The sequence below is a fragment of the Thermoleptolyngbya sp. M55_K2018_002 genome (genome assembly GCF_015295965.1).
In the GTDB taxonomy this organism is placed as follows: Bacteria; Cyanobacteriota; Cyanobacteriia; order Elainellales; family Elainellaceae; genus Thermoleptolyngbya; species Thermoleptolyngbya sichuanensis.
Window position 1 is genome coordinate 41905 of the sequence record NZ_DVEA01000049.1, and the last position, 12250, is coordinate 54154.

9 protein-coding genes are annotated in these 12250 nt (G+C 55.2%); 5 read left to right on the forward strand and 4 right to left on the reverse strand.

What is annotated here, in order from left to right; all coding sequences use genetic code 11:
- Window positions 1-158 precede the first annotated feature (158 nt).
- A complete protein-coding gene (locus IGS51_RS02215) occupies window positions 159-461 on the reverse strand; it encodes a EutN/CcmL family microcompartment protein (protein ID WP_068507758.1) in 303 nt (100 codons plus the stop codon).
- A gap of 11 nt (window positions 462-472) precedes the next feature.
- On the reverse strand, window positions 473-814 hold the full coding sequence (locus tag IGS51_RS02220) for a carbon dioxide-concentrating mechanism protein CcmK (protein WP_068507759.1): 342 nt from the start codon (window positions 812-814) through the stop codon (window positions 473-475).
- A gap of 1802 nt (window positions 815-2616) precedes the next feature.
- On the opposite strand from IGS51_RS02220, the gene IGS51_RS02225 reads away from it, so the two are divergent.
- The 3 genes from IGS51_RS02225 to IGS51_RS02235 all read left to right on the forward strand — a co-directional run bounded on the left by IGS51_RS02225 (window position 2617) and on the right by IGS51_RS02235 (window position 7345).
- A complete protein-coding gene (locus tag IGS51_RS02225) occupies window positions 2617-4452 on the forward strand; it encodes an NAD(P)H-quinone oxidoreductase subunit F (protein WP_297075331.1) in 1836 nt (611 codons plus the stop codon).
- Window positions 4453-4590: 138 nt separating this feature from the next.
- Window positions 4591-6102: an NADH-quinone oxidoreductase subunit M gene (locus IGS51_RS02230; RefSeq protein ID WP_297075335.1), complete on the forward strand. Its 1512-nt coding sequence runs from the start codon at window positions 4591-4593 to the stop codon at window positions 6100-6102.
- Window positions 6103-6217: 115 nt separating this feature from the next.
- Window positions 6218-7345 carry a CO2 hydration protein gene (locus IGS51_RS02235; RefSeq protein ID WP_297075338.1) on the forward strand — a complete coding sequence of 376 codons (1128 nt, stop codon included), beginning with the start codon at window positions 6218-6220 and terminating at the stop codon, window positions 7343-7345.
- 203 nt (window positions 7346-7548) lie between these two features.
- Here IGS51_RS02235 and groL read toward each other — a convergent pair whose 3' ends face one another.
- Window positions 7549-9186, reverse strand: coding sequence for a chaperonin GroEL (gene groL, locus IGS51_RS02240; protein ID WP_172356365.1), 1638 nt, complete (start codon window positions 9184-9186; stop codon window positions 7549-7551).
- 119 nt (window positions 9187-9305) lie between these two features.
- Window positions 9306-9617, reverse strand: a complete 312-nt coding sequence (gene groES / locus IGS51_RS02245; protein WP_172356367.1) for a co-chaperone GroES — start codon at window positions 9615-9617, stop codon at window positions 9306-9308.
- Between the two features lie 506 nt (window positions 9618-10123).
- Between groES and IGS51_RS02250 the strand changes: the two genes are divergently transcribed.
- Together IGS51_RS02250 and IGS51_RS02255 are read left to right on the forward strand one after the other, a co-directional pair.
- Complete coding sequence (locus IGS51_RS02250) at window positions 10124-10438, forward strand: acylphosphatase (RefSeq protein WP_297075343.1); 315 nt, start codon at window positions 10124-10126, stop codon at window positions 10436-10438.
- A 264-nt stretch (window positions 10439-10702) separates the two neighbouring features.
- Window positions 10703-12175, forward strand: a complete 1473-nt coding sequence (locus IGS51_RS02255) for a glycosyltransferase family 4 protein (RefSeq protein WP_297075346.1) — start codon at window positions 10703-10705, stop codon at window positions 12173-12175.
- Window positions 12176-12250: the final 75 nt, after the last annotated feature.

Consider the following 12250-nt stretch of genomic DNA (forward strand, 5'->3'; position numbering starts at 1 on the left):
AACCTTTCACCACCCTCACAGCCCGATCGACCCCGATCAGCCGTAAACCGAGAGCCTGAAACACATGGTCAGGCTCCCGGTTTCCCACAGCACTCAACGGGCGATCGCCCTCACCACTCTAGAATCGGAACCCCTGTTGGACAGCCCTCGCTAGACAATCATCGATCTTGATCCCGCTTGCGATAAAGCATGAGATTTTCCACGCTCACGGTATCAATGATGCCAATCACCAGGGCATCCAGGGGACGAGACTCTCCGCCAGGGGTCTGACGCGCAGCGCTGCCTCGACTAACCAAGACCCATTCATCTAGCCCAGCCCCCACGCTGTCTGCCGCCACTTCATAGTCTGCCAGGAGGTTTCCCTCCACATCAACAAACTGCAACAGCAGAAACTTGACCCCCTGCAAGCTAGGCTCTTTTTGAGTGCTAACAACCGTACCGCAAACCTTGGCAATCTGCATCTAGCGGCTATTTACGGACGGTTGACGGGGCGAATCCCGCTCACGCTTTCCCGGAAGGCTTCAACGGCTTCGGTATAGCGAATCGGCAGCACGTACTCCAGGTTTTCATGAGGGCGAGCAATAATGTGAGTAGACAGCACTTGTCCGCCGTTGACCCGCTTCACGTTTTCAATCCCAGCCGCCACGGAAGCTTGCACTTCGGACACGTCGCCCCGGACAATCACGGTCACCCGCCCGCTGCCGATTTTCTCATAGCCAACTAGCGTCACCCGTGCTGCTTTCACCATCGCGTCCGCCGCTTCGACCACGGCAGGAAAGCCCAGAGTTTCTACCATTCCAACTGCAATTGCCATCGTTTTCTCCCTTCCAAAAAACGGTACTCAGACAAAACTACAACCTGCGATCGCCATTCATCGCCACTCGCAGCCTGGGCCAGCAAACTTGTCCAGAACCCTTATTCACCAGCCCAACACCGTCAATCTGTCTGCAACTGTTAATTATGACAAGTTATGTGCAACTAAGTAACAGCCAGCAGCGACTTAAATATAAGAACTCTGCTTCAACCTTCCATCAGTCTTGCAGAATGAACTTAAGCGACCATAGGTGTGGGAAATGACGCAAGCGATAACGCTTTGTCTCAGCTATACAAGCTGCGGCTAGCCAACCCGGCAACCATCATCCTCAGCGTGCTTCAAACCAGAACAACCGTGCAACATGGGCGTAGAACAAACACCTTGGAGTTTCCAGCAGGAACCTCCGAGAAGATCTAGCCCGAGTCAACAACCTGTACGGCTTCAAATCCTTAGATAAAGCGCTGAAATGTAGCTTCAGCGAATACCACAAGATGTCCAAAAAATCTCTAGATGAGCAAACAAATTCGGCATTTGCATCACAAGAAATAGATTGGAAAAGCACGACGGAATTCCCATTGTCAGAATACAAGGGGGTTGACCGCTTTGGCAATATAAACCAAAGTAATTGTTTTTATGGTCTATATAACTCAGCGTTATATCCGTTGGCAATCTGATCTTTAACAGGCCTCGTTCAAGCCCAGAGCGCAGGGGCTTATAGGGTAATACATCGTGTGAGCAAAGCTGCACATAAGAACTGCACACATAAAACCGCACATTCCGTGCATTGTGGCAATACCTAGGCAATACCTACAAATATCCGACAAACTATCTGACAAATACTTGCAAACAATACCAAGGACAGGCGTGTATACCAAAAATGCTGGTTCGGAAGTTACCAGCCCCTTGAACCTTTAACTCCTTACTCCGCAATGGCCCTTGTATTTTACGAGGAAAGCAAGAGCCAATGTCTTATTCTTGGAAAACAGTTCGTAAACCTTGAGAGGATTTAATATTTCGTGTTTTTTGATCGAGAATCGACACAATAATTTACATTTCAACGTTGTCAATCCTGTGAAGCCAGAGGGTCAACAAGTTGTTTGCTTTTTATAAGCGTTTGCTGCGGTAATGCTATAGTCCTTATTACAAAAAACTTTGTGTAGCGGCGATCGCACTCTTTGTCTAGAACGTGCGATCGCCTTTTTAGCAACTTAAGTTTGGCATCTAGTCGATCCCATATCGTGCCCATATCGGGATACATCAGCAGCCAGTAAAATCCTCAGTCCGCTTGATCTGCTATTGGCAGCAATGCGAGAATCGCTCAAGTCGTGCCACAAGCTGCACTCAGTGGCTAGATTTAAGGGCGGATCAGACTTAGGGGGGTAGGCCAAGCAGTTTAGTTCTACGAATGTAGACCAGGAATGCATATCTGTTTAAGCAGCAGTTCAAACCATGTTCAGACTACATTTGTTCAGACTACATTTGTTCAGACAGCATTCAGGGCAGATAGTTCAGTCAGGATGACATGAGTTTGGGCATGGCTGGTTAGTCTAGCTCATGAAGTGTTTGCGATAGAGTAGCTCTAACTGTGTCTAACTCCAGTAGAGCAAGCCTCCAGTCAAGCAAGCGCCCGTAGATGGAAGTGGGTTCGAGCAGCCATACATCAATGAGTCATCAATGAGTCATGAAGCGTGATGAAAGGCAGTCCGACAATCTTGGCACCTGTTTTGGCACCTGTTTTATTTAGCACTTGTTTTATTTAGTACCTGTTTTAGCACCTGTTAAAGCGCATAAGGGATGAATCGATGGTTCAGTTTTTAATTGAAACCAGTTGGTGGGTTCCAGGCTATGGATTGATTGGAGCGCTGTTGACGTTGCCTTGGTCTGTAGGGGCAGTGCGGCGAACAGGTCCCCGGCCAGCGGCCTATTTCAATATTTTGATGACGCTGCTGGCCCTGGTTCACTGTGGGCTGCTGCTGTGGGCAGTTTGGGATATGCCGCCCCAGTATGAGCCGCTACCCTGGCTGTCGGTGCTAGATCTAGACATTACCCTATCGCTAGAGCTATCCCGAATCAGCGTTGGCGCAGCACTGATTATTACGGTCTTGAGCCTGATGGCCCAGGTGTTTGCCCTGGGATACCTGGAGAAAGACTGGGCGCTGGCCCGGTTCTACGCGCTGATGGGCTTTTTTGAGGGAGCCATGAGTGGACTGGTGCTGAGCAACTCGCTGTTCCTCAGCTATGCCCTGCTGGAGATGCTGACGCTTTCGACCTATCTGCTGGTGGGATTTTGGTATGCTCAACCGCTGGTGGTCACGGCGGCTCGCGATGCTTTTTTGACGAAGCGCGTGGGCGATGTGCTGCTGCTGATGGGCGTGGTTGCGGTGGGTCTCCTGGCGGGCGATTTAGACTTTCCCTATCTAGAAGCCTGGGCTGAAACAGCGAATTTGTCGCCGCTGGTGGCAAATCTGGTGGGTCTGGCCCTCATCGCGGGCCCGGTCGGCAAGTGTGCCCAGTTTCCTTTGAACCTATGGCTAGATGAGGCAATGGAGGGGCCAAACCCGGCCTCGATCCTGCGGAACTCGGTGGTGGTGGCCTGCGGAGCCTATGTGCTGATTCGGATGCAGCCGATTGTGGCGTTGTCACCTGTGGCGCTGACGACTCTGATGGTATTAGGGACGGTGACGGCGGTCGGGGCTTCGCTGGTGGCGATCGCCCAAATCGACATCAAGCGGGCCCTGTCCCATACCACCAGTGCTTACCTGGGTCTGGTGTTTTTGGCCGTGGGGCTACAGCAAGACAAGGTAGCGCTGCTGTTTTTGCTAACCCACGGAATTGCCAAAGCGCTGCTATTTATGTGTACTGGCTCAGTGATTCTGACCACTAGCACTCAAGATCTTCGAGAAATGGGGGCGCTGGGGTCGCGGATGCCTGCAACCGCTAGCGCTTTTATTATCGGGGCGCTGGGGTCGGTGGGGCTGGTGCCGCTGGGCTGCTTTTGGGCGATGTATCAGTGGGCGCTGCCGGTGTGGCGGTCTTCGCCAGGTTTGCTGGCGGTGCTGCTGATCGTCAACGGTCTGACGGCTTTTGGGCTAACGAGAGTGTTTGGTTTGGTCTTTTGTGGTGAGGTGAAGCCCAAAACGCGACGCGCTCCTGAAGCACCCTGGCCGATTGCAGTGCCGATGGTATCGGTGGCGATCGCCACGCTGCTTGTGCCCGTCATGCTCCACAACTGGGGGCTGCTGCCCGACTGGAGAGACATGAATCTGGCGATCGCCGGGGCGCTATTCGCCTCCAGCATCACAGGTTGCGGGCTGGGTGTTTTCTTTTACCTGGGATCTCGCCCCCTGCCGCAGCCAGGAGGACTGGGCTGGAAATCGCTCCAGGATTTCCTAGCCCACGATTTTCGGATTGAGCAGCTTTACAAGCTGACGGTCGTATTTGCTGTGGCTCAGGGGTCGCGGCTCACGGCCTGGTTTGACCGATACGTGGTAGATGGCATGGTGAATCTCCTTGGCGTTGCGTCGCTGATTGGTGGCGAGAGCCTGAAATACACCGTCTCAGGACGCGCCAGACACTACCTGCTGACCGTGTTTATCGGGGTCATTTTGGGCATCGCCTGGCTGGGCTGGATGTTTTAAGTCGCTGTTGCTTCATTCAAAACGCCCGTCGCTAAAACGCCTGAAAGAAAAAACTATCACCCAGACGTTTTAACCAAACTTTTCATTCAAACCCGCTACCCAAACTCTCGCCCAAGCATCCAACCCTTTCGATTCGCCATGCTGAGTGTTCTAATCTGGTTTCCGGTCATTGGTGCGCTGATCATCAGCCTCTTGCCCCAAGCGCAGGCAGCAGCGCGGGGTCGCCAGGTGGCGCTGGTGTTTGCAACGATGGTTCTGTCGTGGACTGGGGTGCTGGTCAGCCAGTTTGACACCAGTGCGGCTGGATTTCAGTTTCAGGAATCGCTGACGTGGATTGAGCAGCTTGGGCTGAGCTACAAGCTGGGGATGGATGGGCTGTCGCTGCCGCTGCTGGTGCTGAATAGCCTGCTGGTGTGGCTGGCGATTTACAGTACCGATGCGAATTTGAACCGTCCTCGGCTCTGGTACTGCCTGATGCTGCTGCTAGAAGCGGGCGTGGCGGGGGCGTTTTTGTCAGAAAACCTGCTGCTGTTCTTCCTGTTCTACGAGGTGGAACTGATTCCGCTTTATCTGATGGTGGCAATTTGGGGTGGTGCGCGGCGGGGCTATGCGGCAACCAAATTTCTGATTTACACTGCCCTGTCTGGAATCCTGATTTTGGCTGCTTTCTTCGGGCTGGCGCTGCTCAGCGGGACGGGCAGCTTTGACTATGTGGTGCTGCAAAACCCGGCGCTGCCGATTGCCACTCAGTTGGTGCTGCTGATTACGCTGTTGATTGGCTTTGGCATCAAGATTCCAATTGTGCCGCTGCATACCTGGCTACCAGATACCCACGTCGAAGCGCCAACGCCAGCCTCGGTGCTGCTGGCGGGTGTGCTGCTGAAGCTGGGAACCTACGGAATTGTGCGCTTTGGGCTGGGGCTATTTCCTGAAACCTGGCAAATCGTCGCACCGTGGCTGGCCTGGTTGGCGGTGGTGAATGTGCTGTATGGCTCCTTTGTGGCGATCGCCCAGACCGACATGAAGAAAATCGTCGCCTACAGTTCCGTCGGGCACATGGGCTATATCCTGTTAGCCGCCGCCGCCGCCACGCCGCTGAGCATCGCCGGGGCGATCGCCCAAATGGTCAGCCACGGGCTAATTTCCGCGCTGCTGTTTTTCCTGGTGGGCGTGGTCTATGCCAAAACCGGGACGCGGGATGTGACGGTGCTGCGGGGCCTGCTGACCCCAGAGCGAGGTCTACCGCTGGTGGGTTCCCTGATGATTGCTGGAGTTATGGCCAGCGCGGGCATTCCCGGCATGGTGGGCTTTATTGCTGAGTACATCATCTACCGCAGCAGCCTGCTGGTCTTCCCCATCCAGACTTTGCTGTGTATGCTCGGCGTTGGGCTAACAGCCGTGTACTTCCTGAATTTGATTAACCGCGTCTTCTTTGGACGGCTGCCGGATGCCCTGGCGAACCTGCCGGCCATCTATTGGAAAGACCGCATTCCTTCGATTGTGGTCGTCGTTTTGGTCATCTTCCTGGGGCTTCAGCCCAACTGGATGACCCGCTGGAGTGAACTCACCTCCCTGTCGCTGGGCACGCTAGACGACCGGGCGATCGCCGCTGCGCTAGCCCCCCGCCCCCTCCGCCGAAGCGTTGAGTAATTTTTGAGTCATTTGCTTGCACGTCCTTAAAGATTCAGGGATTACGCAGCTTACGCAACCATCCCACCACCCCACACCCAAGCCCCTTGCTCTATAAGATCCTGAAGCTCCTGCTATGCTAACCGCACCTTCTCCCGCCGCCCATCCCCTCGCCTACATCGTGGACCGAATTGAATCTGGCGGTGCGCTGCTGCCCGACACCCCGGAAAACGTCGTGGAAGTGGTGGGCATTCTCAAGAGCTATGGCGTGGTGCTGGATGCCTACTGGCGCAACCTGATTTACATTTCAGAGCATCAGTTTTTGGTGCTGTTTCCGTTTTTCAAATATTTCAACGGCGAAATCACAACGGTCAAGCTGCTGCGCCACTGGTGGCACGACCGAATTAACTACGAATTTGCCGAATATTGCATGAAAGGCATGTTCTGGCACGGTGGCGGCGGGCTGGATGCATTTCTCGACACGCCAGAGTTTGTGAACCTGGCGAAAACGGCGATTCGCGCCAAGGTCAAGTCCAATCCGCTGATGGGCGGCCTCAATCAGATATTTCCCGACTTCCTGGTAGAACAGGTGCGGCTGCTTTGCTACTACAGCGGGCTGGGGCAGTTTTGGCGGGTCATGAGTCCGATGTTCCTCAAGCTTTCAGATCGCTACGACCGGGGAGAAATCAAGACAATCGCCGATGTTGTGGCGCATGTCAAGCAGGGCTTAGTCGATGCAGCCGCACTGCCGATTACCTATGCGGTCAACATTGACGGAAAATCCTACGACCTGCTGCCCGCTTCCGCTGGGTTGACCTTTTTGCCCGATACCGCGCTGCCCTATGTGGAAGCGGTGTTTCTCCGGTCGTTTCCCTTCTTTGGCACGGTGTCTTACAACGCCCAGGCGCACCAAATTTCAGCCAACCAGGCAGACTTTAACTATGGGGCGCTGTTTGCCGATCCGCTGCCCATTGGCGGTGGAGGCATTCCGCCCACGCTGCTGATGCAGGATATGCGCCATTTTCTGCCCGATTACCTGCACAAAATTTATCAGCAGGAACTGCGTGGCGAAGATGACCTGCGGGTGAAGATCTGTCTCAGCTTCCAAAAATCGATGTTTTGCGTGACGACGGCAGCTATTTTGGGCACGCTACCGCATCCGTTAGATACAACCGATCTTGCCCAGCAACAGGCCAACCGGGTCTATCTCGAAGCTTGGGTAGAGCGCCTGTCGCCCTCGCGTTTGCCGCGCGTGCAGGAATAGGGCGTGACAGGAGAACTAAAAGAGAACTAAAAAAAGAGAACTAAAAAAAGAGCGATCGCCCGCTTGGAACGATCACTCTTTTCGCTGAATGTCCTTGACCTCCGACTCTGAATCCGGCTCCCAGGCACTACACCAGCGGCGTAGCACCTGGGAATGTTTCAACTGAGTCGTCGAACCAAACCGTCGAACTAAGCCGTCGGAACTTAGTAGTCGAAGTCGCCGCCCATGCCGCCGCCAGCGCCAGCGCCAGCCGCTTCCTTGGGTTCAGGCTTGTCAACCACAATGCACTCGGTCGTCAGCACCATGCCCGCGATCGAAGCCGCGTTTTGCAGGGCAGAACGGGTCACCTTCGCAGGGTCAACAATGCCCGCAGAGAACATGTCAACGAACTCGTCGGTAGCGGCATTGTAGCCCACGTTGAAGTCCTTCTCCTTCACACGCTCAGCGATCACTGCACCGTTCTGACCTGCGTTTTCGGCAATCCGCTTCAGCGGCGCAGACAGGGCACGAGCCACGATCAGCGCACCCGTCAGCTCTTCCGCCGTCAGGTTGCTCTTAGCCCACTCCTCCAGTTGGGGAGCCAAGTGAGCCAGCGTGGTGCCACCGCCAGGGACGATACCCTCTTCCACCGCAGCTTTGGTTGCGTTGATGGCATCTTCCAGGCGCAGCTTGCGATCCTTCATTTCGGTTTCGGTTGCGGCACCGACCTTGACCACGGCAACACCGCCAGAGAGCTTGGCTAGACGCTCTTGAAGCTTCTCTTTGTCGTAGGAAGAATCAGTTTCTTCGATTTGACGACGGATTTGCTCACAGCGAGCCTTGACCTGAGCCTCGTTGCCCTCGGCGACGATGGTCGTGGTGTCTTTGGTGATGGTGACACGGCGAGCCTTACCCAGGCTTTCCAGCTTCACGCTGTCTAGCTTCAGGCCGGCATCTTCGGTGATCACCTGACCACCCGTCAGCACGGCGATGTCTTCCAGCATGGCCTTGCGGCGATCGCCAAAGCCAGGAGCCTTGACCGCAGCCACATTCAGCACACCCCGCAGACGGTTCACCACCAGGGTTGCCAGGGCTTCTTTCTCGATGTCCTCAGCAATGATCAGCAGCGGACGACCGGCGCGGGCCACTTGCTCCAGCACGGGCACTAGGTCTTGCACCAGGGTAATCTTCTTGTCGGTCAGCAGGATAAACGGCTCATCCAGGATGGCCTCCATGCGCTCGGTGTCGGTGGCAAAGTAGGGCGAGATGTAGCCCTTGTCGAAGCGCATCCCTTCGGTGACTTCCAGTTCGGTCGTCATGGACTTGCCTTCTTCCAGGGAGATCACGCCTTCGCGACCCACTTTGTCCATCGCTTCGGCAATCATCGCGCCGACTTCTTCGTCATTGCCCGCAGAGATAGAGCCAACTTGGGCGATCGCCTTGGAGTCTTCCACCGGACGAGCATGTTCTGCAATCTTGTCTACCAGGAACGCAGAAGCCTTGTCGATACCGCGCTTCAGCGAGATCGCATTGGCCCCCGCCGCCACGTTCCGCAGACCTTCCTTCACCATTGCATGGGCCAGCACGGTCGCAGTGGTCGTTCCGTCGCCCGCAGCATCGTTGGTCTTGGATGCAGCCTGACGGATGAGAGAAACACCCGTGTTTTCAATGTGATCCTCTAGCTCAATCTCTTTGGCAATGGTCACACCGTCGTTGACGATTTGGGGTGCGCCAAACTTCTTCTCTAGCACCACGTTCCGACCTTTGGGGCCGAGGGTGACTGCCACGGCTTCCGCCAGGATATCGATGCCCTTTTCCAGAGCGCGACGTGCGTTTTCGTTGTAAATGATGCGCTTAGCCATAGTTTCGATTTTGGATTTGCGATTGAGGATTTACGGTTAGATGTTCGATTTCGGGCTGGGCATTGGAATGAGCGCGGCTTGAAAAGGCAGCCGTCTGTCCAAAACCCAAAATCCAAAATTTAGGAAACGATCGCCAGAATGTCTTTCTCGCTCAGCAGCACGTACTCTTCGCCGCCCAGCTTAATATCGGTGCCTGCGTACTTGGAGTACAGCACTTTGTCACCCACCTTCACTTCCAGCTCTTGGCGGGTGCCATCGTCGTTGCGCTTGCCGGGGCCCACCTGCGCCACTTCGCCGACTTGAGGTTTTTCCTTAGCGGTGTCGGGCAGAAAAATGCCGCCTGCGGTCTTTTCTTCGGAAGCGCTGACCTTCACAAACACGCGATCGCCCAATGGCTTAACGGTGGAAACACTCAAGGACACAGCAGCCATACGTGTAGTCTCTCCAGACGATAAAGTTGCAGTTAGGTTGAAAGAATCTTGCTCAATTGCTGGCTTGTTTGACCAGACAGACCTGCTGCGAGGACGTTGCCCTTGACGCGCTCCGCATTCCCGTTCATATTGAAAGGCTGAACCAGACACTTGCCAGAGCGATCGCCCATCGGGAAACAGCTCCGTAAACCCAGCAGAAGCCGTCTGCCCTATGCCAATCTGCAATTGAGCCGTTGCTATCGAGTCGAGAATTTAGCACTCTCAACTCCTGAGTGCTAATTTACCTGGCAGGTGGGCCCCTCTGCAACTTTTTGGGGTGTACGGGTTCCCGAACTAGCGGTTGGAGGTTGGGGTATGGCAACTGCTAAAGCGAGGGCAATTGAGGGTTCGGGATTGGGATGCAGGAGCGCGTTGTCAGAGGGTTGAAGTAGTTCTCTATGAAGTAGTTCTTTATCAGGTCAACCCTGGCTAACCCACAAGGGTTTTGGATGAGGAGCAACCAACCAATGACACATACACAACCACCAAGGGCTGTGAGGGCTGTAGGCAACTGGGTGCGGGCCCATGTCTGGATTTCGGGCAAAGTGCAGGGGGTAGGTTACCGCTTTTCGACCTGTGATACGGCAACACTGCTCAAAATCAACGGCTGGGTGCGAAATCTAGCAGATGGGCGCGTCGAGGCCGTGTTTGAGGGGCCGGGCGATCGCGTTCAAGAAATGATTCGCTGGTGCCACCAGGGGCCACCGACAGCGGTTGTGAAAGACGTGGCAGTGCAATACGAATCGCCGGAATATTTGCGGGGCTTTGAGCTAAGGCGGTAGGCAAATCGCCAGATCGCAAGTCGATTTTGGCGATCGCCCCAGTCCTAATCTTCCTGCATTGAATCTTCCCGGATTGAATCTCTGCATTGAATCTCCGCATCGAATCTCAGAAAGCACGCCTGAACGCAGCGCGTGGGCAACCTTGATTTATCTGTTTATCCCTGAGAGCTATTTATCCCTGAGAGCTATTTATCCCTGACAGCAGTTTTTCAGTCCCCCTGGCTTCTGCGTTAAGATGCTGATTCTGCTGGCGCTTTTGGCTACATGCGAATTCTGATCTATTCCTACAACTATTCTCCAGAGCCGATTGGAATTGCGCCGCTGATGACCGAGCTAGCCGAGGGACTAGTACAGCGAGGACATGAGGTGCGCGTGGTAACAGGGATGCCCAACTATCCACAGCGACGCATCTATCCGGGCTATCGCGGGCGGCTGTATCAGACGCGGGTAGAAAACGGCGTGCGAGTCCAGCGCTGCTATGTCTGGATTCGGCCACGACCGGGGCTGCTGGGGCGGGTGCTGCTAGATGGCAGCTTTGTGGTGACGAGCGTCGTGCAGGCGCTATGGGGCTTTCGACCGGATGTAATTCTGCTGACCACTCCGCCGCTGCCCGTGAGTGTGCCTGCGGCGCTGCTAGGGAAGATTTACCGCTGTCCGGTGGTGCTAAACGTGCAAGATATTCTGCCAGAGGCGGCGGTGCGGCTGGGGATTGTAAAAAATCGGCTGGCGATTCGCGCCTTCGAGTCGCTGGAGCGGTTTGCCTATCGCACAGCAGCGGCGATCGCCGTCATTGCCGACGGCTTTGCCCAAAACTTGATGCACAAAGGCGTGCCGCCCCAAAAGCTGACCTGCATTCCCAACTGGGTCGATGTAAACTTTATTCGCCCGATTCCACCCGCAGAAAACCAGTTTCGCCGGCAGCACGGCTTGCAGGACAAATTTATCGTGCTGTACGCGGGCAACATTGCTCTGACGCAGGGCATGGAAACGGTGGTTGAGGCCGCAGCGCTGCTGCGCGATTTGCCCGATTTAATCGTTGCGATTGTGGGCGAGCGCGAAGCCTGTCAGCAGTTGCAGGACTATGCGCGGCAGTGCCATGCAGACAACGTGCAGTTTTTTGACTTTCAGCCGCGAGAACAATTGCCCCACCTGATGGCGGCGGCCGATGTGGGGCTGGTGGTGCAGCGCAAGAATGTGGTGAGTTTTAACATGCCGTCGAAGTTTCAACTGCTGCTGGCGAGCGGCTGCCCGGTGGTGGCGTCGGCTCCGATGGCGGGCGAGCTGGCAAAACTCGTGCTGCATAGCGAGGCGGGAATGGTCGTGCAGCCGGAGCAGCCGGGGCAACTAGCAGAAACGCTGCGCTCGGTCTATCACGATGCGCCGCAGCGGGCCGCGTGGGCCCACCAAGGGCGACAGTATGCCCTCCAGCACTATCGCTTTGAGCAGGCGATCGCCGCCTATGAACAGCTATTCCACTCGCTGGCCAGTTCGACAGAGCCAGGAACAGCGGCGATCGCCCCACCCCCTACGCCCACTGCCACGCCGCCCACCGCCCTGCTGCCCAATGGTTCAGTGCCTAGTTCAGTGCTTAGTTCACCACCTAGTTCATCGCCTAGTTCATCGTCTAACAGTTCAACGTCTAACAGTTCAACCGCTAACGGTTCCATGCCCAGCGGATCAACCTCCAACAGCCCAACGAGTTCTACCGAGCCAGCCCGTCGCCAATCCCAGCGGTAAGCCAGCAATCTCGTAACCTGCGCTACAATTGACTCACTTGGCAGGGGACAGTGAGCAAATCTATGCGTTTCTATG

Bases quoted from the DNA above. Each gene is read 5' to 3' on its own strand.
- IGS51_RS02215 (WP_068507758.1), bottom strand. From the start codon at position 461: ATGCAGATTGCCAAGGTTTGCGGTACGGTTGTTAGCACTCAAAAAGAG.
- IGS51_RS02220 (WP_068507759.1), bottom strand. From the start codon at position 814: ATGGCAATTGCAGTTGGAATGGTAGAAACTCTGGGCTTTCCTGCCGTG.
- IGS51_RS02225 (WP_297075331.1), top strand. From the start codon at position 2,617: ATGGTTCAGTTTTTAATTGAAACCAGTTGGTGGGTTCCAGGCTATGGA.
- IGS51_RS02230 (WP_297075335.1), top strand. From the start codon at position 4,591: ATGCTGAGTGTTCTAATCTGGTTTCCGGTCATTGGTGCGCTGATCATC.
- IGS51_RS02235 (WP_297075338.1), top strand. From the start codon at position 6,218: ATGCTAACCGCACCTTCTCCCGCCGCCCATCCCCTCGCCTACATCGTG.
- groL (WP_172356365.1), bottom strand. From the start codon at position 9,186: ATGGCTAAGCGCATCATTTACAACGAAAACGCACGTCGCGCTCTGGAA.
- groES (WP_172356367.1), bottom strand. From the start codon at position 9,617: ATGGCTGCTGTGTCCTTGAGTGTTTCCACCGTTAAGCCATTGGGCGAT.
- IGS51_RS02250 (WP_297075343.1), top strand. From the start codon at position 10,124: ATGACACATACACAACCACCAAGGGCTGTGAGGGCTGTAGGCAACTGG.
- IGS51_RS02255 (WP_297075346.1), top strand. From the start codon at position 10,703: ATGCGAATTCTGATCTATTCCTACAACTATTCTCCAGAGCCGATTGGA.